The 20,731-nt window shown below is 66.2% G+C and carries 21 protein-coding genes; 5 read left to right on the top strand and 16 right to left on the bottom strand.

All coding sequences use genetic code 11. From position 1 onward, the window contains the following. Positions 1-3: 3 nt before the first annotated feature. The 4 genes from DEF76_RS05000 to DEF76_RS04985 all read right to left on the bottom strand — a co-directional run bounded on the left by DEF76_RS05000 (position 4) and on the right by DEF76_RS04985 (position 4,642). Entirely contained in the window at positions 4-1,230 is a 1,227-nt protein-coding gene (locus tag DEF76_RS05000) for an acyl-CoA dehydrogenase family protein (RefSeq protein ID WP_114911382.1), read from the bottom strand. 98 nt (positions 1,231-1,328) lie between these two features. Then, positions 1,329-2,540, bottom strand: a complete 1,212-nt coding sequence (locus tag DEF76_RS04995) for a peptidoglycan -binding protein (protein WP_114911381.1) — start codon at positions 2,538-2,540, stop codon at positions 1,329-1,331. Between the two features lie 39 nt (positions 2,541-2,579). Next, positions 2,580-3,734: a MotA/TolQ/ExbB proton channel family protein gene (locus DEF76_RS04990; protein ID WP_114911380.1), complete on the bottom strand. Its 1,155-nt coding sequence runs from the start codon at positions 3,732-3,734 to the stop codon at positions 2,580-2,582. Then, positions 3,731-4,642, bottom strand: coding sequence for an OmpA family protein (locus DEF76_RS04985; RefSeq protein ID WP_114911379.1), 912 nt, complete (start codon positions 4,640-4,642; stop codon positions 3,731-3,733). The genes DEF76_RS04990 and DEF76_RS04985 overlap by 4 nt, the downstream gene beginning before the upstream one ends. A 173-nt stretch (positions 4,643-4,815) precedes the next feature. Between DEF76_RS04985 and DEF76_RS04980 the strand changes: the two genes are divergently transcribed. Genes DEF76_RS04980 through DEF76_RS04970 form a run of 3 tightly spaced genes read left to right on the top strand, consistent with a single transcriptional unit; the run spans position 4,816 to position 8,297 of the window. Beyond that, positions 4,816-5,205, top strand: a complete 390-nt coding sequence (locus tag DEF76_RS04980) for a hypothetical protein (protein WP_114911378.1) — start codon at positions 4,816-4,818, stop codon at positions 5,203-5,205. Beyond that, positions 5,202-6,701, top strand: a complete 1,500-nt coding sequence (locus DEF76_RS04975; RefSeq protein ID WP_205216112.1) for a methyl-accepting chemotaxis protein — start codon at positions 5,202-5,204, stop codon at positions 6,699-6,701. The genes DEF76_RS04980 and DEF76_RS04975 overlap by 4 nt, the downstream gene beginning before the upstream one ends. A 9-nt stretch (positions 6,702-6,710) precedes the next feature. Then, a complete protein-coding gene (locus DEF76_RS04970; protein WP_114911377.1) occupies positions 6,711-8,297 on the top strand; it encodes an EAL domain-containing protein in 1,587 nt (528 codons plus the stop codon). 114 nt (positions 8,298-8,411) lie between these two features. On the opposite strand, the gene rlmN is transcribed toward DEF76_RS04970, so the two are convergent. Both rlmN and DEF76_RS04960 read right to left on the bottom strand, forming a co-directional pair. Next, positions 8,412-9,572 carry a 23S rRNA (adenine(2503)-C(2))-methyltransferase RlmN gene (rlmN, locus tag DEF76_RS04965; RefSeq protein ID WP_114911376.1) on the bottom strand — a complete coding sequence of 387 codons (1,161 nt, stop codon included), beginning with the start codon at positions 9,570-9,572 and terminating at the stop codon, positions 8,412-8,414. Then, positions 9,569-10,096: an invasion associated locus B family protein gene (locus tag DEF76_RS04960; RefSeq protein WP_114911375.1), complete on the bottom strand. Its 528-nt coding sequence runs from the start codon at positions 10,094-10,096 to the stop codon at positions 9,569-9,571. The genes rlmN and DEF76_RS04960 overlap by 4 nt, the downstream gene beginning before the upstream one ends. 99 nt (positions 10,097-10,195) lie before the next feature. On the opposite strand from DEF76_RS04960, the gene DEF76_RS04955 reads away from it, so the two are divergent. Further along, positions 10,196-10,609 carry a hypothetical protein gene (locus DEF76_RS04955; protein ID WP_114911374.1) on the top strand — a complete coding sequence of 138 codons (414 nt, stop codon included), beginning with the start codon at positions 10,196-10,198 and terminating at the stop codon, positions 10,607-10,609. A gap of 118 nt (positions 10,610-10,727) precedes the next feature. Here DEF76_RS04955 and ilvC read toward each other — a convergent pair whose 3' ends face one another. The 5 genes from ilvC to miaA are packed head-to-tail and all read right to left on the bottom strand — an operon-like array spanning position 10,728 to position 15,596. Next, positions 10,728-11,747: a ketol-acid reductoisomerase gene (ilvC, locus tag DEF76_RS04950; protein ID WP_114911373.1), complete on the bottom strand. Its 1,020-nt coding sequence runs from the start codon at positions 11,745-11,747 to the stop codon at positions 10,728-10,730. 9 nt (positions 11,748-11,756) lie between these two features. Then, entirely contained in the window at positions 11,757-12,260 is a 504-nt protein-coding gene (locus DEF76_RS04945; RefSeq protein WP_114911372.1) for a hypothetical protein, read from the bottom strand. Next, a complete protein-coding gene (gene ilvN, locus DEF76_RS04940) occupies positions 12,260-12,772 on the bottom strand; it encodes an acetolactate synthase small subunit (RefSeq protein WP_114911371.1) in 513 nt (170 codons plus the stop codon). The genes DEF76_RS04945 and ilvN overlap by 1 nt, the downstream gene beginning before the upstream one ends. Beyond that, a complete protein-coding gene (locus DEF76_RS04935; protein ID WP_114911370.1) occupies positions 12,772-14,553 on the bottom strand; it encodes an acetolactate synthase 3 large subunit in 1,782 nt (593 codons plus the stop codon). The genes ilvN and DEF76_RS04935 overlap by 1 nt, the downstream gene beginning before the upstream one ends. 29 nt (positions 14,554-14,582) lie before the next feature. Continuing rightward, the gene (gene miaA, locus DEF76_RS04930; protein WP_114911369.1) at positions 14,583-15,596 is read right to left on the bottom strand and encodes a tRNA (adenosine(37)-N6)-dimethylallyltransferase MiaA; all 1,014 of its coding nucleotides are present in this window, start codon (positions 15,594-15,596) and stop codon (positions 14,583-14,585) included. Between miaA and serB the strand changes: the two genes are divergently transcribed. After that, positions 15,595-16,467, top strand: coding sequence for a phosphoserine phosphatase SerB (gene serB, locus DEF76_RS04925; protein WP_114911368.1), 873 nt, complete (start codon positions 15,595-15,597; stop codon positions 16,465-16,467). The two genes, miaA and serB, sit on opposite strands and share 2 nt — an antisense overlap. Positions 16,468-16,602: 135 nt before the next feature. Here serB and DEF76_RS04920 read toward each other — a convergent pair whose 3' ends face one another. From DEF76_RS04920 to rpsA, 5 genes are read right to left on the bottom strand one after another with little or no spacing between them, the layout of a single operon-like run. After that, entirely contained in the window at positions 16,603-17,244 is a 642-nt protein-coding gene (locus tag DEF76_RS04920) for a phosphoribosylanthranilate isomerase (protein ID WP_114911367.1), read from the bottom strand. A gap of 5 nt (positions 17,245-17,249) precedes the next feature. Beyond that, positions 17,250-17,558 carry a LapA family protein gene (locus tag DEF76_RS04915; RefSeq protein WP_114911366.1) on the bottom strand — a complete coding sequence of 103 codons (309 nt, stop codon included), beginning with the start codon at positions 17,556-17,558 and terminating at the stop codon, positions 17,250-17,252. 11 nt (positions 17,559-17,569) lie between these two features. Further along, on the bottom strand, positions 17,570-17,869 hold the full coding sequence (ihfB, locus tag DEF76_RS04910) for an integration host factor subunit beta (protein ID WP_114911365.1): 300 nt from the start codon (positions 17,867-17,869) through the stop codon (positions 17,570-17,572). 54 nt (positions 17,870-17,923) lie between these two features. Continuing rightward, on the bottom strand, positions 17,924-18,850 hold the full coding sequence (sppA, locus tag DEF76_RS04905; protein ID WP_114911364.1) for a signal peptide peptidase SppA: 927 nt from the start codon (positions 18,848-18,850) through the stop codon (positions 17,924-17,926). 20 nt (positions 18,851-18,870) lie between these two features. Further along, entirely contained in the window at positions 18,871-20,607 is a 1,737-nt protein-coding gene (rpsA, locus tag DEF76_RS04900) for a 30S ribosomal protein S1 (RefSeq protein ID WP_114911363.1), read from the bottom strand. Between the last annotated feature and the right edge of the window lie 124 nt (positions 20,608-20,731).

Raw genomic sequence — 20,731 nt, 5'->3', positions numbered from 1 at the left:
TCCTCACGCGTTCGGCCGCGCCGGGCGGTATTTGGCGAGTTCGAGGCGGCCGAGCTGGAAGCGATGCACCTCGTCCGGGCCATCGACGATGCGCATCGTGCGCGCCGTCGCATACATCCGCGCGATGCCGAAATCGCTGGTGACGCCGCCGCCGCCATGCGCCTGTAGCGCCCAGTCGATCACCTGACACGCCATGTTCGGCACGCCGACCTTGATCGCCGCGATCTCGCGCCGCGCTTCCTTGTTGCCGACGGTGTCCATCTTCCACGCCGCGTGCAGCACTTGCAGGCGCGATTGGTCGATCATGATGCGGGCATTGGCGATGCGTTCGATGATCACCCCTTGCTCGGCAAGCGGCCGGCCGAAGGCGATGCGCTGCGTCACACGCTGGCACATTTTCTCGAGCGCGCGCTCAGCAAGGCCGATCGTGCGCATGCAGTGATGGATGCGCCCGGGGCCGAGCCTGCCTTGCGCGATCTCGAAACCACGGCCCTCGCCAAGTAGAATGTTGGAGGCCGGCACCCGGACATTTTCGAACAATATCTCGCCATGGCCGTGCGGCGCATCGTCATAGCCGAACACCGGCAGCATGCGTTTGATGGTAAGGCCCGGGGTGTCGCGCGGCACCAGGATCATCGATTGCTGGCGGTATTTGTCGGGGTTGTGCGGGTCGCTCTTGCCCATGACGATGAAGATCGCGCAGCGCGGATCGCCGGCGCCCGACGACCACCATTTGCGCCCATTGATGACGTAATGATCGCCGTCGCGCATGATGCTGGTCTGGATGTTGGTTGCATCCGACGAGGCCACTTCCGGCTCGGTCATCGAGAAACAGGAGCGGATTTCGCCCGCGAGCAGCGGCTTCAGCCAGCGCTCCTTGTGCTCGGCGCTGCCATAGCGCTCGATGGTTTCCATATTGCCGGTGTCGGGCGCCGAACAGTTGAACACCTCCGAGCACCATTGCACCCGCCCCATGATTTCGGCGAGCGGCGCATATTCGAGATTGGTGAGGCCGGCGCCATGCGAGGATTGGGGTAAAAACAGATTCCATAACCCCGCCGCCCGCGCGACCGGCTTGAGCTGCTCGATGATCGGCACCGGCTGCCAGCGATCGGCGGCGCCGTTGATTTGCTGGTGATAGGTCTCCTCATGGGGATAGATATGCTCGTCCATGAAGGCGAGCAGGCGTTCGCGCAAGGCGTTGACCTTGTCTGTGTAAGCAAAATCCACGGTTTTCCTCCCGGCCTGGGTGCTTCGGTTCGAAGCCTAGCCTAGGCAGAGAGCGGCGGCACGCAAAGAGGGAAAATCATACCCGCCAGCGGCCGCCATCAGCGATCGGTCAGGCGCAGCTCGATCCGCCGGTTGCGGGCATAATCCTCGGGCGTATCGCCGGGAGCGAGCGGTTGATAATCGGCAAACCCGGTGGCGGCGAGGTGATTGGGCGGAATCCCCTCAGCGATCAACAGTTTGACGACGTTGATGGCGCGCTGGGCGGATAATTCCCAGTTCGAAGCGAAGGCGCCGGTGCCGCTGATCGGCTGGTGATCGGCGTGGCCATCGACCCGGAGGATCCAGTTGACATCGGGCGGGATCTCTTTGGCGATGTCCCTCAGCGTCGCCGCGAGCTTGCGGATTTCCTCGGTGCCGGTGGCGGAGAGATCGGCGCTGCCGACCGGGAACAAGACCTCGCTTTGGAAGACGAAGCGGTCGCCGACGATCTGGATGCCCGGCCGGTTGGCGAGAACCTCGCGCAGCCGGCCGAAGAATTCCGAGCGATAGCGCTGCAGCTCCTCGACCTTGGCGGCCAGCGCCGCGTTGAGGCGCTGACCGAGATTGCTGATTTGCACGTCTTTCGCTTTTGACGCCTCTTCGGACGCCGCGAGCGCCGTGGAAAGCCCCTGCAATTGCTTGCGCAATTCCGCCATCTGCTGATTGAGGAGGGCGATTTCGGCCCGCGCGCTGTCGGAGAAATTCTGCGCCTCGGCCAATTGCGCGGCAACCGCGGCGCGGCGCTCGGCCTCGGTGGTGGCGCGGGCGGCGGCATCCTCGGCCTTTTTTTCCAACTCGTCGCGCAGCGCGCTCAAGGCCGCGACCTGTTCGTTGAGGCGGGCAAGATCGGCGAGCCGGGCCTCGAGGGTCGCCTTGTCCGCCTTGATCGTGCGCTGCCATTCTGCTTCCGCTGCCGCCATGGCGCTTTGCGCGGCGGCGGCCTGTTGCTGGCTTGCCGCAAGCTTCTCGGCGAGATCGGCGCGGGCGGCGTTGGCTTGCGCGAGGCTCGCGCTCAGGGTCGCGACACGGGCGCTGAGATCGGTCGTCCGGCTTTTTTCGAGGGCCAGCAGGTCGGCGAGCTGCGAGACCTTGCCGTTGAGCTGATCGAGCGCCTTGTTACGGTTGGAGAGCACCACCGAGAGAAACGCCTGCGCGAGCACGAACACCAGCAACACGAAAATCGTCGTCATCAGCAGCGTCGACAGGGCATCGACATAGCCCGGCCACGGGTTGAGCCCTTCCTGGTGGCTGCGGCGGCGGGAAAGCGCCATGGGGCGGCTCCTGAAACAGCGATGTCGGCGATGTCGCGGCTATTTCTGCGGCTCTTCGGCGAGGGCGGCGATGGTGCGGGTCAAAAGGCGGATATCATTGCGCAGATCGCTGGTGCTTTGCGCGCGACCTTGTTCGATTTCGGTCAGCATGCGCTGCAGCGCCACTTCGATATTGCGCAGATGGGCGCGCGCGACCTCGTCCCCCGGCTCGAATTTGGCTTCGGCGAGGCGTTGCAAGGCGGGCGCCAGCGCCGCCTGGGCTTCGGCGATGCGCAGCATGAGTTGCTGGCTGGTGCGCATCGTGTCCGAAAGCAGGCCGACACGCTCGGTTAGGGTTTGCACCGCGTGGTTGGCCTGAATGCGCCCCTCCTCGCCGCGCGCCAGGATGCGTTGGAGATTTTCCATGTTCTCGGCGGTTTGCTCGAGCAGCGCTTGGACATAGACCGGGATCGATCCCTCCCCCTCGCCGCCGAGCGGGCTGGTGCCGATGCGGGTGATGCCGGCGAGCCATTCCTCCAACTCGTTGAAGAAGCGGTTTTGCGCTTGTCCGGCGGTGAGATCGAGAAACCCGAGAATGAGCGAGCCGGCAAGGCCGAACATCGACGCCGAAAATGCCATGCCCATGCCGTGCAGCGGTTTTTGCAGGCCGGATTTGAGCTGCTCGAACATCACCGTGACATCGCCATTGCCGATCGCCATCGCGCCGATGACATCGCCGACCGCGCTCACGGTGCGCAAAAGCCCCCAGAACGTGCCGAGCAGGCCGAGAAAAATCAAAAGCCCGATCATGTAGCGCGACAATTCCCGGCTTTCGTCGAGCCGGCTCGCGATCGAATCGAGCAGGCTCCGCATCGCCGCCGCAGACAGCGTGAAACGCTCGCTGGCCTCGCGGTTCTTGTTGCGTTGGGCGGCGAGCATGTTCGCCATCGGCGCGAGAAGGCGCGGCATCGGTAGGGTGGAAAGCCGCGGCCGCGCCGTGCGAAAGGTTTCAACCCAGGTCACTTCCGGGGAAAGCCGCGTCACCTGGTGCAGATTCCAGATGATACCGGCAAGCAGCACCAGGAAAATCAGGCTGTTGAGGATCGGGTTGTTGTGAAAGACGGCTTCCAGCGTCGGGGCGAGAAGCGCCACCACCCCGCCGGCGATGAGAAGAAAAACCAGCATCCGGAGCAGGTACAAGGTTGGCCGGGTCATGGCGGTGGGGGTTTCCCCTCTGAGGGAGGATCATTGGGTGCGGCATTGGGCACCGCCGGCTGGGGTGGGCCGGGGGGTGGCGGCGTCGCCGCCACCGCCGCCTGGGAAGTGACGACCACGAGATCGACACGATCGGGCGGGCCATCGCGTGACGCGGTCCCGAGCGCCCGGAGATAAATCCGCGTCGAGGGCACGCCGGCGGCCATCAGCACCGCCCGGGCGGCGAGCGCGCGATCGAGGGAGAGGCGCCGCGGCGTCGAGGGATCTTCCTTGGCGCCGCTGGCATAGGCGATGACATTGACCACGGCGGCGGGATTTTTCGCCGCTTCGCTGCCGATCTGGCGCAAGGCGGCATCGGTTGCGGGGTTGAGATCGGCGCTTTCGGGAGCGAAGGTGATCCGCGTGCCGCCGGGAACCTCGATCACCTCGCCGGCCGCCGCGGCGACCACCGGCGGCGGCGGCGGCGTGACATTGGGATGCTCGGGTGGCGCCGCCGCCGCCGGCGGGAGCAGCGGCGAGGCCGGTGGCGCGGCGGGGACGGTCAGGTTTTCCGGCGCCGTCCCCAAGCGCACGGCGGGCGGCGCTTCGGCGGGCGGCGTGGCCGCGGCGGCAGGCGGCGCGGCGGGGGCTGCGGCGGGCGGCTTGGCCTTGGCCGCCGGTTTGCTCTGGACTTTGGGTTTGGGCTTCGGCTTCGGTTTTGCCGGCGATTTCGGCGTTTCGCTTGGTGTCGCGCCGGTTTGCGGCGGTGCCGGCGCGGCGGGCGGGGTGGTTGCCGAGGCCGGGGGCGCGGCCGGGTTTTGGTCGAGCGCGCCGGGATTGACGGTCACCTGCGCCGCCGCCGGCAGCGCCAGCGCCAGCGCCAACGCCAACGAGAGAGCAAAGACCAAAGCTGGGACGATCGCACGCATGCGGCGCCGACCCTAGCCTGATCGCGCCCGCCACTCAATTGCGCGTGCCGGCTTGCGCGTCTTCATCCATCGCCTGCTGGCGGAAACGGCGGGGCCGCTGATCTGGACCGCGAACCCAGGCCAGAGGCACGAGCGTTAAGCCAATCTTGACCAAGAGCGGCTAGGGTCGGAGCATGTTTCGCTCCACCAATAGCCCCTCAGCGCGCAGCATTCGGCCTTGGCCAGTGGCGGCGAATGCGGCGCTGCTGCTCATCGTCAGCACGCTCGCGCTCGCCATGCTGACGCTGGCGCCGCCGCCGACCACGCCCGGGATTGGCGCGCCGGGTGGGGTGTCGACAGGCGCCGTCCGTGCCGCCGTTTTTCCCCCGTGGTGGCATGCGACACGCAGCTTTCTCGCCGCGTCCGCGGCCGGGGTCACGATCATTCGCACCGGCGCCATCCCGGCAATCCTGATCGTTCGTCTCGAGCACGCTGATAGCCTCGCCCGGCTGCGCCAAGCCGGGGCGTGGTTGCTCCTCGATCCACAAGCCCTTGGTGGCTGCACTGGGAAAATTTCATCATGAGCCCCTCTGAGACCCGTCCGGCCGCGATGATGGCCGGCGATGCCACGCTGACGCGGCTTCGCGAGAGCGCGAGCCGGGGATTGATCGCCTTTCTCTGGGCCAATGTCGCGCTGATCGTCGCCATCGCCGCTGCCCGCGGCCTCCCGATGCTGATACCCGCGTTGCTTGCCGTGGTGTTCGCCGGGGCGGCAACGCTGTCGTGGCGGATGGCGGGGAATGGCGCCTCGACCCGCCTCGTCGTCGCGGTGGCGGCAATGGCGATGGTGGCGTTGGCGGTGTTCGCGATGGCGGGCCATCCCTGGCAGATCGACATGCATATGTATTTCTTCGCGACCCTCGCCGGCCTCGTGGTTTATTGCGACGCTGGCGCGATCCTCGCCGGCGCGGTCGCGGTCGCGGTGCATCATCTCGTGCTGAATTTCCTGCTCCCGGCGGCGATCTACCCCGGCGGCGCGGATTTCGGCCGCGTCGTCATGCATGCGGTGATCCTGGTGTCGGAGGCCGGCGTGTTGATGTGGCTTGCCGACGCGCTCGCTCGGCTGATCGCGCGATCCGCCCGCCAAATGGCCGAGCTCGAAGCGGCGCGGGCGGCGGAAAGTGCCGCCGTCGTCGAACGCGAGGCCGCCGAGCGCCGGCTTCAGGAGGCGGCGGCAGCGCAATTGCGCCGTCTCGCCGCCGGGTTCGAGGAGCGGGTCGGCGATCTCGTGCAAAACGTCGCCACCGCCGCGATCGAGATGCGGGCAACCTCAGCGGCGATGAGCCAGGCCGCCAATGACGCGACCGAGCGCGTCGGCCTCGTGGCCACGGCTTCGGACAGCGCCTCGGCCAATGTGCAAAGCGTCGCTGGGGCGACCGAGCAACTGACCGCCTCGATCCGCGAAATCAGTCAGCAGGTTGCGAGTTCGGCGGGGGTTGCGGGCCAAGCCGCCGAGGAAGCGCGGCGCACCAATGACAAGGTAACCGGCCTTGCCCAGGCAGCGCAAAAAATCGGCGAGGTCGTGAGCATGATTCAGGATATCGCCGGCCAGACCAATCTTCTTGCGCTGAACGCGACGATCGAGGCGGCGCGGGCCGGCGAACACGGCAAGGGGTTCGCGGTTGTCGCGAGCGAGGTCAAGGCCCTCGCCAACCAAACCGCCCGCGCGACCGAGGAAATCGCCACCCAGATCCAGGGCATCCAGAGCGCCACCGGCGAGGCGGTGTCGGCAATCCGGGGGATCGACGGCACCATCGGCCGCATTAACGAGATCGCCAACGCCATCGCCGCGGCCGTCGAGCAGCAGGGCGCCGCAACCGGCGAGATCGCCGACAGCATCCAGCGCGCGGCGCAAGGCACCGACAATGTCAACCGTAATCTCGGCGGCATTACGCAAACCTCGAGCGAAATCGGCGCGGCGGCGGAACGGACCCTTGTCGCCGCGACCGGCCTTTCCTCGCTCTCGGAGACGCTACGCAAGGAAGTGGACAGCTTCGTCACCTCGATCCGCGCCGCATAGCGCCACGCCATGACCGCAGCCCCGCACCCCCCGCGCGAGCGTTTCGTCACCTTCTCCTTTGCCGCCGCCGATCTCCTGGTCGAAGCGACGACGGAGGGCACCATCACCTTCGCGATTGGCGCTTTCCACTCGCTGCTTGGTCGCCCGTCAGAAAGTTTCGTCGGCCAGAAGGTGCGTGACTTGGTGGCGCCGGGTGATCGCGAGGCGCTCGACCAGGCGCTCACCCTCCTTCCGATGCGCGGGCGGCAAGTGCCGATGACGCTGCGTCTCGCCGACAAGGCGCGCACGCCGCGCGCCCTCGCCGGCCTGTTGTTCGCCGAAGCCGGCCGCCCCGCCAAGCTTTGCCTGACATTCGCGGCCTTGCCGCTGCCGCTCGGCAAACCGGCGAGCGGCGCCGCGATGCGGCCGGTTTTGGAGGCGGCACAGGCACGCGTTCGCCAAGGCGAGGGCGGCGAACTCAATCTCCTCGAAATCTCCGCCTCGGATCCGACCCGACATCAGGGTGTTGCGATCGGCGCAGTGTTGGAGGAGATCATCCCCGGCGCCCTGGTCGGCGAGGCGGCGCCGGGCCGGATCAGCTTTCTGGCGGAGTCGGGGCCATCACAGAGCATCGTCGCCGTCGTCGCCGAGCTGGAAGCCGCCCTGCGAACCCATGGCGTCACCGGCACTGTCGCCGCACAGCGGCTCAGTTTGGCTGCCGACGCGCTCACCCCGGATCAGATGGCGCGGGCGCTTCGTCACGCCCTTGGCGTGTTCGCCCGCGGCGGGATCGAAGGGCTGGCCAAAGCCGGGTTCGCTGGTGGGCTCGCCGATTATGTCCGCCAGGCGGGCAAGCACGCCGCGGCGCTGCGCCGGGCGATCCGTGAAGAACGCTATCAATTGCTCTATCAGCCAATCGTCCGCCTCGGCGATCGCGGCCTGCATCATTACGAGGCGTTGCTTCGCCCACAAGCGATCAACGGGGTCGAGATCGGCGGGACGCAGGATTTCGTCACCCTGATCGAGACGGTCGGCCTTGCCCACGAACTCGATCTCGCGGTCGCGAAACGGGCCGCTGCCGTCGCGAGCCACGCGCCGGCGCCGATCGCTTTCAATATTTCCAGCCTTTCGCTCCAGGATGGCGGATTTCGCGCCGGTCTGCTCGCGCAACTCGCAGGGGCCGCGAAAGGCCGTGTCATCGTCGAGATGACCGAAACCGCCGAGATCGAGGATCTCGAGCAAGTACGCCAAGGCGCCGAGGCGCTGCGCGGGCTCGGCATTCCGTTCTGTCTCGATGATTTTGGCGCGGGCTCGGCCGATATGCGCATTCTGCGCGCGGTGCCGGCCGATTATGTCAAGCTCGACGGCTCCTACGTCCCTGGCGTCGCGCAGCCCGGGCGAGAGCGCGATTTCGTCGCCGCGATGGCCGAAATCGCCCGCGCCGCCGGCTGCGCGATGGTCGCCGAGCGGATCGAAAGCGAATCCGAAGCCGAGATCCTGCACGGCCTCGGCATCACCTACGGCCAGGGCTGGCTGTTTGGTCGCGCCGGCCCACTGCCCGAAAACGCGAGCGGGGTTGCCCGCCGCCGCGGCGCCAGCGCCGGAAAATGGGAATGATCGCGGCGCGCTAGAGCAAGGTAGGTTTTGATTGAACCATCCTGTTCCATCAAAACCGGCCAACGTGCTCGCCAAAATAGGTGTAGAGCGTGATCGACTTACACCGATCGCGCTCTAGTCGGCGGCCTCGGTCCGCAATTGCCCGCAAGCGGCGAGGATGTCGCGCCCGCGCGGCGTGCGCACCGGCGCCGCATAGCCGGCGTCCATCACGATTTCGGCGAAACGACGGATCGCGACCGGCGTGCTCGGCGCGAACGCGCTCCCCGGCCACGGATTGAAGGGGATGAGATTGACCTTGGCGGGAAGCCCGGCGATCAGGCGGACGAGTTCACGCGCGTCGGCCTCGCTGTCATTGACGCCGCGCAGCATGACATATTCGAAGGTGATCCGCCGCGCATTCGAGGCACCGGGATAACGCCGGCAGGCGGCGATCAGCTCGGCGATCGGGTATTTGCGGTTGAGCGGCACCAATTCATCACGCAGATCGTCGCGCACGGCGTGCAGCGAGACCGCGAGATTGACCCCGAGTTCGGCCCCGGCGCGGTCCATCATCGGCACCACGCCCGAGGTCGACAGCGTGATCCGCCGGCGCGAGAGCGCGATGCCCTCATTGTCCATGATGATGGTCATGGCGCGCGCGACGTTCTCATAATTGTAGAGCGGCTCGCCCATCCCCATCAGCACGATGGTGGAGAGCAGGCGCGGCGTCTCCCCTTTCGGGCTCGGCCATTCGCCATAGGCGTCGCGCAGCGCCATGAACTGGCCGACGATCTCGGCTGCCGAAAGATTGCGCTCGAGCCGCTGCGTCCCGGTGTGGCAAAATCGGCAGGAGAGTGTGCAGCCGACCTGCGACGAGAGACAGACGGCGCCGCGATCCTCGACAGGATCGGGAATATAGACCGTCTCCACCGAAGCCGCATCGCGCAGACGAAAGAGGAATTTCTCCGAATCATCATTGCTCTTGTGGCGCCGCGCGACCTCGGGCCGCGCGATCACGAAGCGCTCGGCCAGCCGCTCCTGCAGCGGGCGCGCGATCGACGACATCCGCGAAAAATCGCGCACCCCTTGATGATAGATCCAATGCCAGACCTGCTTGACCCGAAACGCCGGCAGATCGAGCTCGGTCAACGCCGCCGCCAGATCCTCGCGCGAAAGCCCGATCAGATCGCGCCGTCCGTCGGCAAGCTCGGCGCTGGGCGGGGAAAAAAGCGCCGCCTTGGCGAGGATGCGCGCCCGCTCATCCTCACGCAGAGCAAGATCGGCGCCCACGCTCATTTTGCCGGACACGCCTTGGTGATCGCAGCATAAGCCTGCGCGAAGCCACGCAGGCTAAACTGATCGGTCACCTGCAAATGGCGCAGCGCCGGCGCATGGGTCTGGATCTCGCGCGCATGGGTTTTGAGAAGGGCGGCGACGACGGCATGACCGTCACGCGCGAACGCCGAGCGCTGCGCGGTATAGAGGGGAAAACTCGCCTTCTCCACTTGCAGGCGAACCTCGGCGCCGGGGGGGTAGGTGTAGCCCGCGCTGAGCGCGACCGCGTCACGCCCGGAGGGGCGCTCGGTCACCGAAAGGATAACATCGCCGCGGCCGGCGATCTTCGTCGACGAGCTGCGCACCCGGGTGAAGGCGTAGCAGACGAGCTGATCGGCTTCGTGATGGGTCGCTGCCGTCCACGCCTCGAAGGTGCCGAGCGGTTGCGGCGTATCGGCGCGGTCCGGCGGGCGCTTGGCTGCCGGTTCGGCGGCGGCGGCGGCGAGCGGGAGAAGAAGGACGGCGATCGGAAGAATACGGCGCATGCGGCGATGCAATAAGCGCTCTCCGGCGGCGCGACAAGCGGCCATCTTCGGTTAACTATTTTCGGCGATGCTGCGCGCAAGACCAGGCGAGAGAACGGAATGACCCGACACGGCATCCTGAACCGCGGCACCATCGAAACCTTGACGCTGGCGCGCGAAATGGCGCAGCAGACGGCAGCGCGCGAGGCCGAGTGGCAACGCCATCGGCGAAGGCAGGTCGCGGATCTCGCCCGCTACCTCGCGGAGCGGAAGGCAAGCGCGGCCGCGGCCTCGGCGCCGGCGAGCCCGGGTTGGCGGGAGATGCTGAAGGAAGCGGCGGCGCGGCTCACGCAGCTCGCAAGCGAGACCGATGCCGCCCTCGCTCACGCCGAGGCCAGGCTACGCGCGACCCAGAAAGACCTCAACGTCGCCGAAAACCTCGCCGAGACCTTTGCCAAGGAGCAAAAATCCGCCGCCCTCCGCGCCGACGCCGCCGCCATCGCCGAACTCTGTGCGACGCGTGCCGCGCGCTAGAGCAAGGTAGGTTTTGATTGAACCATCCTGTTCAATCAAAACCGGCCAACTTGCTCGCCAAAATAGGGGTAGAGCGTGATCGACTTAAACCGATCGCGCGCTAAAGCCGGGCGTTCGTTCAGTTCCGGGTCTTATCGACCAGCGCGTTTTTCGCGATCCACGGCATCATCGCCCGGAGCTTCTCGCCGACCTGTTCCACCGGGTGCTCGCCCACGCGCCGGCGCATCGCCTTGAAGCTGGTCTGATTGACGCGGTTTTCCAGCATCCAATCGCGGGTGAACTTGCCGGATTGGATATCGCCCAGAACCCGCTTCATCTCCGCCTTGGTCTCGGCGGTGATGATGCGCGGGCCGCTGACATATTCGCCATATTCGGCGGTGTTGCTGATCGAATAGTTCATGTTGGCGATGCCGCCCTCATAGATCAGATCGACGATCAGCTTGACCTCATGGAGACACTCGAAATACGCCATTTCCGGCGCATATCCAGCCTCGACCAGGGTCTCGAAGCCGCCCTTGATGAGTTCGACGAGACCGCCGCACAGCACCACCTGCTCGCCGAAGAGATCGGTCTCGCATTCTTCCTTGAACGTCGTCTCGATGATCCCGGCGCGACCACCGCCGATCGCCGAGGCGTAAGAAAGCGCGATCTCGAGCGCGTTGCCGGAAGGGTTCTGCGCGACCGCGACCAGGCACGGCACCCCGCCGCCGCGCTGATACTCCGAACGCACGGTATGGCCGGGGCCTTTCGGCGCGATCATGAAAACGTCGATATCGGCGCGCGGCTCGATCAGGTTGAAATGGATGTTGAGGCCATGGGCGAAGGCGATCGCCGCCCCCGGCTTCATATTGGCCGCGAGATGATCGCGGTAGAGATCGCCCTGCCCCTCATCCGGGGTCAGCACCATCACCACGTCGGCCCATTTCGCCGCCTCCGCCGGGGCAAGGACGCGAAGCCCCGCCGTTTCCGCCTTGGCGACCCCCGCCGAGCCGGCGCGAAGCCCGACGACGATGTCCTTTACACCAGAATCCTTGAGATTGTTGGCGTGGGCATGGCCCTGGCTGCCATAGCCGATCACGGCGACCTTCTTCGCCTTGATCAAATTCACGTCCGCATCGCGGTCGTAGTAAACGCGCATGTCTTACCCCTATTTTATGGTCACGAAAGCGGCGATAGCAAAGCTGAACAGCAGGAACGTGATGCCGACCGCCATGCGATTGATCTGCGGAAAAATCAGATAGTTGATTAGCCGGTATTTATCTTCTGTTTTACGCTCTGTCACGTAGGGATCGATCTCGTTATCCTCGCTTTTCAAAAATTCCGTGATTTTTCGGAGGTAAACCCCGGCGATCGTTTCGTGAAAATTGGCGCGATGCGCCTTGCGTAACATCGTGTAGCTGGTCAGAAACAGCGACATCTTGATGAAAAAACTCAAGAGCATGACGATGCTCTGGTCTCTGATCATCTGAAGCGGCAAATGCTCGACAACGAAAACCACGGTGATGATTTGGAAAAACGCCCGCATCAAGACATATTGCGAGCGTTCTTGGTGCATCATCATGGTCGTATGGCTCTGGTAGAGACGAAAATAGACATCGAGAACGTGATTTTGTGCCGGCGTCGGCAGGCGAGGCGCGGGAGGCATCGCCATCAAATCACGTGCGCCCCGCGCGCGATCGCGGCGACCCCGGTGCGTGAAACCTCGGCCAAGCCCAGCGGGCGCATCAGCTCGAGAAACGCATCGAGTTTGTCGGGATTGCCGGTCATTTCGAACACGAAGCTCTCGGTCGTCGCATCGACGACGCGGGCCCGGAACGCATCGGCAAGGCGCAGCGCCTCGGCCCGCTTCTCGCCAGCGCAGAGGATCTTGATCAGCGCCATTTCGCGCGCGAGATGCGGCCCCTCCTTCGAGAGATCGGCGACACGATGGACCGGCACCAAGCGGTCGAGCTGCGCCTTGATCTGCTCGATCACCATTTCAGTCCCCGAGGTCACGACATTGATGCGCGAACGCCCGCGCCCATCCTCGACCGGCGCCACCGTCAGGCTGTCGATATTATAGCCACGGCCGGAAAAAAGCCCAATCACGCGGGCGAGCACCCCGGCCTCGTTATCGACCAGGACCGAGATCGTCGCGGTGCGCATGCCATTGCCGTTCGCCATCACACCAGCACCAGCCCTTCATCGGTGATGCCGGCCGCCTCGCTCTCATGCTCGGGGCCGAGGATCATTTCATTATGCGCCGCCCCCGAGGGGATCATCGGAAAGCAATTTTCCGCCTGATCGACGGCGATATCGGCGATCACCGCGCGATCGCTGGCGAGCATCTCGTGGATGACCGGGTCAAGCTCCTCGATCGTCCGGGCGCGGAGGCCGACGGCATGAAAACTCTCGGCGAGACGAACGAAATCCGGCAACGCCGCGGTATAGCTCTCGGCATAGCGGCCGCCATGCAGCAATTCCTGCCATTGCCGCACCATGCCCATGTATTGATTGTTGAGAATGAAGATTTTTACCGGCAGGCGATACTGCGCGAGCGTGCTCATCTCCTGGATATTCATCAGAATCGACGCCTCGCCGGCGATATCGATCACCAGCGCGTCGGGATGCGCGATTTGGACGCCCATTGCCGCCGGCAGGCCATAGCCCATGGTGCCGAGCCCGCCCGAGGTCATCCAGTGATTGGGGCGCTCGAAGCGGAAATGCTGCGCCGCCCACATCTGATGCTGGCCGACCTCGGTCGTGATGAAGGTCTCGCGCCCCGACTCCTTGGTGATTTCGTAGAGCCTGCGGATCGCGTGTTGCGGCTTGATGATCGCCCCCGGCGCCGTCGCCTGGGTGTAACGCAGGCAATCGCGCTCTCGCCAGGTCTCGATCTCGCGCCACCAGGCGGCGAGCGCGGCGCGATCGGGCGGCGTCTTATCCTGTTTCCAAGCGGCGAGCAGAGCGGCGAGCGCGCGCCCGGCATCAGCGACGATGGCAACCTCGACCGCGACGTTCTTGTTGATGCTGGCGGGATCGATGTCGATATGGATTTTCCGCGCGTTCGGGCTGAAGGCGTTGAGCCGGCCGGTGACGCGGTCATCGAAGCGCGCACCGACCGCGAGCATGACGTCGCAGCCATGCATCGCGAGATTAGCCTCAACCGTCCCATGCATCCCGAGCATGCCGAGGAAAAGCGGGTCAGAGGCGGGAAACGCCCCGAGCCCCATCAGCGTCGAGGTGCAGGGAAACCCGGTTTCGCGCACCAGCCGGGTCAGCATCTCCGCCGCCTCCGGCCCGGCATTGATCACGCCGCCGCCGGTATAGATGATCGGCCGTTTCGCGCTTTTGAGAAGCTGAACCGCCGCCTCGATCTGCCGCATATCGGGGTCGAGACGCGGGCGATAGCTGCGGTGCGGCGCGGTTGATGCCGGCGCATAAGGGGCGGGGTTGATGACGATATCCTTCGGCAGATCGATCACCACCGGCCCCGGCCGGCCCGAGCGCGCGACATAGAAGGCTTCATGGACGATACGCGCGAGATCCTCGGATTTCTTGACGAGATAGTTATGCTTGGTCGCCGGCCGGGTGATCCCGGTGGTGTCGGCTTCCTGGAAAGCATCGTTGCCGATCAGATGGGTCGGCACCTGGCCGGTGAGGCAAACGATCGGGATACTGTCCATCAGCGCGTCGACGAGACCGGTGACGGCATTGGTCGCGCCCGGCCCGCTGGTCACCAGCACGACGCCGACCTTGCCGGTCGAGCGCGCATAGCCTTCCGCCGCATGCACCGCCGCCTGCTCGTGGCGGACGAGGATATGGCGGATGGCGTTCTGCTGAAAAATCGCGTCATAGATCGGCAAAACCGCGCCGCCGGGATAGCCGAAAATCACCTCGACGCCCTGTTCCTTGAGCGCGCGCAACAAAACTTCCGCCCCCGGCCGCATCTCATTCGTCGTCATCGCCCATCACCTCTCAGCTCGCGGGTTCACTAGGCCGGGGAGGCTTGTGGCGTCAACCCGGCGGAGGTTAGAAAATTGAGCAGATCAGCCATGCTTCTTTGCGAAAATTGCGTGAAATCATCGATTCTCGCATCAATCGTATAAATCTCCGGGCTCAAGCGATGGTGACGAAACCATGTCGCCTGGCGCTTGGTGTATTGCCCGGTCACCAGCTCGGCCCGCCGCCTGGCCTCGGCGAGCGAGATGTCGCCGCGAAGATAGGCCGAGAGTTCCGGCACACCATGCGCACGAAGCAGCGGCAAGGCGGGATCGAGGTTTTGCGCGAGCAACGCCCGCACCTCCGCGAGCGCGCCGGCCTCGAGCATCGCCACAAACCGCCGCGCGATCGCCTCGCGCAACCCCTCGCGTGGCGGGTCGAGCAGAATGGCCGCGAACCGCCAGCCCGCCGGCGCCGGCGCGGCTTGCGCCTGCCAGGCGGCAAGCCCGCGCCCGGTGGCGAGAAAAACCTCCATCGCGCGCGCGATGCGCTGGGAATCCTGCGGGCGGAGGCGCGCGGCGGTTTCGGGGTCACGCGCGGCGAGTTCAGCATGGAGTGCCGCCGGCCCGAGTGCGGCAAGCCGCGCGCGCGCTTCTTCCCGCGCGGCGTCGGAGACCGGCGGGATCGCAGCCAACCCCCCGACCAGCGCCTGCAGATAAAGGCCACTCCCGCCGCAGAGAATGGGAACGCGCCGCTCTCCGCGCGCGTGATCGAGCGCAGAGAGCGCCGCCTCCCGCCACCAAGCGGCAGTCGCCGGCGGACTAGGCGGGAGCACGCCATAGAGATCATGCGGCGCGCGGGCGAGGTCGGCATCCGACGGCCGCGCCGTCAGAACCCTGAGATCGCGATAGAGCTGCATCGCATCGGCATTGATGACAACACCACCGAGCCGCTCAGCGAGCGCCAAAGCCAGCGCCGATTTGCCCGAGGCCGTCGGCCCGGCAACGATCAGCGCCACCCCGCCCCTTGCCTCGGCGCCATTCCGCCCGCATGGTCCGCCCGCCATGAATTACGTCCTCACCCTCGTCGCCGACCGCGCGGCGACCACCCTCGATGCCGCCACCGTCGCCGAAATCGCCGATGCCATCCGCGCCGGGCCGGCGGAAATCCTCTCGCCCGGCGAGGCGGTCGATCTCCCCTGCCCCGCGCCACCGCCGCCGGCGGCGATCGCGGCCCTCCTCGGCGCCCGGCCGATCGATGTGTTTTGCCTCCCCAGCACCGGCCGGCGCAAGCGTCTGCTGGCCGCCGACATGGACAGCACCATCATCACCGCCGAGGTGATCGACGAACTCGCGGCCGAAGCCGGAATCGGCGCCGAAATCGCCGCCATCACCGCGCGCAGCATGGCAGGCGAGATCGATTTCGCGACCGCGCTCCGCGACCGCGTCGCGCGGCTGCGCGATACCAGGCTCACCGCCCTCGATCGCGTCGCCGCCCGGCTTCGCGCGACCGAGGGCGCGCGCGAACTGATCGCGACGATGCGCGCCCACGGCGCCGTCACCGCGCTCATCTCCGGTGGGTTCACCTTCTTCACCGCCCGCATCGCCGCGGATCTCGGATTTGCCGCCCATTTCGCCAACCGCCTCCAAGACGACGGACAGGTGCTCACCGGCACGGTCGCCGAGCCGGTGCTCGACCGCAACGCGAAGGAGCGCATCCTCCGCGAACTCGCGCAGCGTCACGCCATCCCGCTCGCCGAGACGATGGCGATCGGCGACGGCGCCAACGATCTCGCCATGCTGGCAACCGCCGGGCTCGGCATCGCGTTTCGCGCCAAACCCGTGGTGGCGGACGCGGCGCGCGCGCGCATCACCCACGGCACCCTCCGCGCCGCCCTGTTCGCGCAGGGGTATCGGCTCAGCGAGTTTCGAGAGTGAAAGAAAGTTTCGTTCTTTTTTGAAAAAAAAGAACCAAAAAACTTTTATCCCGTGACGCAGTGCCATCGGCGCCGCTTCCGCAAGAGAACGGGGAAAAAGTCTTTTTGCTTCTTTTTCGGAAGTTAAAAGAAGGCTTTACCTGCGACTTTCGCCATGCGCGGCGGCGATGAAGGCGCGGATCAAGGCTGGATCCTTCTCGCCCGGCCGTCGTTCGACGCCGGAGGAGACATCAACCGCCGGCGCGCCGGTCATCGCGATCGCCGCGGCGACATTCTCCGGGGTCAGGCCACCGGCGAGCAGCCAGGGCGCCGGCGGGTGCCAATCCCGCAGCAAACGCCAGTCGAAAGCAACCGCATTGCCGCCCGGGCGGGTCGCGCCGCGCGGCGGGCTCGCATCCAACAGCAGGGCATCGGCGCTTTCGGGATCGGAGGGGAGATCGGCCGCCGTCGCGATGCCGACCGCGCGCCAGACCGGGCGGCCGAATTCCGCGCGGATCGCCGCCGCCATCGCCGCCGGGCCGTGGATTTGCAGGATATCGAGCGGGATCACGGCGAGCACCGCGGCGATCTCGGCAAAAGAAGGGTTGACGAACAACCCGACCCGTGGCGGCCCGGCTTTCTCCCGCGCCGAGAGTTTCGCTGCGCGCTCGGCGCTGACCGCGCGCGGCGAGGGTGGGAAGAAAACGAAGCCGAGCCAATCGGCGCCGGCGGCAACCGCGGCATCGAAAGCGGCTTCGCAATTGATGCCGCAAATTTTGACCCGCACGGCGCCGGCCATCGCGATCAGCCGGCAGGCGGCAGCAGGGTCGGGCTGTCGCCGGGCCGCGCCTTGAGCGTCGCGATCTCCTGCTCGAGCGCCGCAACCCGCGCTTCCGCCCGCCGCGCCCGGCGCCGCGCGCCGAGCGCCGGCAGCCAGGTGAACAACGCCCCGAGCAAAAACGCGATCGCCATCGCGCCAAGCACGGCAAGCGCCAGCGGCGCTTGCAGGCTCCATCCCGTCGGCCACAGGCGCAGCGCCACCGGCGCGGTGTTCGAGAGCACGAACAACACAATGAGCAGCAAAAGCGGCAGAAGGAGGAAAAAACGGAGCATCGGCAGCCCGATCAGGAAGCCGCCGCCGCACTGCCCTGATTGACGCGCTCGCGCAGCTCCTTGCCGGCCTTGAAGAAAGGAACGCCCTTCTCCTCGACCTCGACCAACGTGCCGGTGCGCGGATTGCGCCCGGTGCGGGCCTCGCGATGCTTGACGGTGAAAGCGCCGAAGCCACGCAGCTCAACGCGCGCGCCCTGCGCCAAAGCATTGGCGATTTCCGCGAAAATCGTGTTGACGATTTTCTCGACATCGCTCGCGTAAAGATGCGGATTGGCGGCCGCGAGCTCAGCGATCAGTTCGGATTTCGTCATGGTCTCTATCCTCACCCCCAGATACCACGCCAGCCAAGGATGCCACGCGGCCCCTCACTCGCCGGAAGGCTGCCAGAGTGCCCATCCGCCGTCAAGCATAACCTGTTGTGAAAACAAGATTTTCAGTGGAATGGAGAGCATCCCGCCGAAATTGCCGCCGAGCACCCGCTCGGCCAGGCTGCGGGTTTCGATGTCACTCACCGGGAGGGTTTCCGGCACCGCGCGGCTTTTCGCGAGCCACGCCCGCGCCTCGCTCTCGCCGCCAAATTCATCGACGAGGCCGAGCGGCAGCGCCTGATGCCCGGTATAGGCGCGGCCATCGGCAAGAGCGCGCACCCGCGCCACGTCCATATGCCGCCCCTCGGCAACCATGGCGACGAACTGCTCATACATATCCATCACCAGCGATTGCATCGCAACCCGCCCCTCTGGCGAGAGCGGCTTGGTGAAGCTCGGCTGGTCCTTGAGCGGGCCGGAGACGATGGCATCGGCATTGACCCCGAGCTTGGCGAGCAGGCCGGAAACGTCACCGGTTTCGAGCAAGACGCCGATCGAGCCGGTGAGCGTCGCCGGGCTGCAGAAAATCCGCGCCGCCGGCACCGCGATCATGTAGCCCGCCGAGGCGGCGACCCCGTCCATCACCGCGACCACCGGCTTTTTTGCCGCAACCCGGGCGATGGCGTCGTGCAGGCTCTCGCCACCGGCGACCGAGCCGCCGGGGCTGTCGATCTCGACCACCAGCGCCGCGACCGATGGATCGGTGGCCAGCGCGCTGACGGCGCGGGTCAAGGTGCGATCCTCGGTGATCAGCCCACGCACCAGCAGCCGGGCGACGTGGGGGCGGCCGGGCACGACGCCACCGCTCCCGCCCAACCCCGCGGCGAGTGCTGCGACAAGCGCGAGCACCGCGACGATCCGCCACACCGCGAGGCGGCGCTTGAGGCGCCGCCGATCGAGCAGAAGATCGGCCTCGAGGCTCATCGCCGCGCGCCGCGCTTCGCTTACTCGGTCTCCTGCTGCGCCTGCTGGTTACGCCGGCGGATCGCCGCACCCAGGATGTCACCGAGGGACGCGCCGGAATCGGAGGAGCCGAAATCGGCCATCGCCTGCTTCTCCTCGTCCACTTCCTTGCCCTTGATGGTGAGGCTGAGCTTGCGCGCGGCGCGATCGACCGCCGTCACCTTGGCGTCGAGCTTTTCGCCGACCGCGAAGCGCTCGGCGCGCTGATCGGCCTTGTCGCGGGCGAGTTCGGCGCGGCGGATGAAACCGCCGAGAACGTCGTCGACCTTGACCTCGATGCCGTTCGACTGCACCGCCGTCACGACGCAGGTGACGATGTCGCCCTTGTGGATGCGATCGAGCACATCCGCCGCCGGATCGACCTGCAACTGCTTGATCCCGAGGCTGATGCGTTCCTTCTCGACATCGACGTCGAGCACCTTGGCGCGCACGATGTCGCCCTTGTTATATTTCGTGATCGCGACCTCGCCGGGCTCGTCCCAGGAGATGTCGGACATGTGCACCATGCCATCGAGATCGGCGGTGAGACCGATGAAGAGGCCGAATTCGGTGATGTTGCGGATCTCGCCCTCGATCGTCGAGCCGATCGGATGCTGATCGAGGAAGACCTCCCAGGGATTGCCCTGGACCTGCTTCAGGCCGAGCGAAATGCGCCGCTTGCCGGCATCGACGTCGAGCACCATGACCTCGACTTCCTGGCTGGTCGCGACGATCTTGCCGGGATGGACGTTCTTTTTCGTCCACGACATTTCCGAGACATGCACCAATCCCTCGACCCCGGGCTCGAGTTCGACGAACGCACCATAATCGGTGATGTTGGTGACACGGCCGGTGAATTTCGTCCCCGGCGGGTATTTCGCCGCAATCCCCTCCCACGGGTCGGCCTCGAGCTGCTTCATGCCAAGGCTGATGCGCTGGGTTTCGGGGTTGAAGCGGATCACCTGCACGCGCACCGGCTGGCCGATCTGCAGCGCCTCGGCGGGATGGTTGATCCGCCGCCAGGCGATGTCGGTGACATGGAGCAGGCCATCGACGCCGCCCAAATCGACGAAGGCGCCGTAATCGGTGATGTTTTTCACCACGCCGTCGATGATCATGCCTTCCTTGAGGCCCTGGATCAGCTCGGTCCGCTGCTCGGCGCGGGTCTCCTCGAGCACGGCGCGGCGCGAGACGACGATATTGCCGCGCGCGCGGTCCATTTTCAGGATTTGGAAGGGCTGCGGCGTTCCCATCAGCGGCGTTACGTCACGCACCGGGCGGATATCGACCTGGCTTCCCGGCAGGAAGGCGACGGCGCCGCCGAGATCGACGGTAAAGCCGCCCTTGACACGGCCATAGATGGTGCCGGTCACGCGCTGGTTGGCGGCGAAGGCCTTTTCGATATTGGTCCAGGATTCCTCGCGCCGCGCCTTCTCGCGCGAGAGCACGATGGCGCCGTCGCGATCCTCGTAGCGCTCGACGAACAGCTCGACGCTGTCGCCGGGTTTGACCTCCGGGGCCATCCCGGGCGGGGCGAATTCCTTGAGCGGCACCCGGCCTTCGCTTTTGAGGCCGACATCGACGATCGCGAATTCATCGGTCAGGCGCAGCACGTGGCCGGTGATGACCGACCCCTCGAAGCCGGCATCGCGGCCGAGGGTTTGGTCGAGCATGGCGGCGAAATCCTCGCCCCCGGCATCGCGGCCGGGCGCGGCGGTAGCAGACGCAGTGGCAGCCATCGGAATGGGTCGATCCTTATGTGGCGCGGGCTGGCCAAAGCCACCCGGTCCTGGTTTGCGCGTCCGGGTCGCGGACACGTCTTGCCCGTGCAGGTCGCAGGGGCCGATGAAACACCTGAATGAA

This window comes from Acidibrevibacterium fodinaquatile (assembly GCF_003352165.1).
Lineage (GTDB): Bacteria > Pseudomonadota > Alphaproteobacteria > Acetobacterales > Acetobacteraceae > Acidibrevibacterium > Acidibrevibacterium fodinaquatile.
Note: the sequence above shows the minus strand (reverse complement) of the source record. Positions and strands in the feature narration are given on the sequence as shown.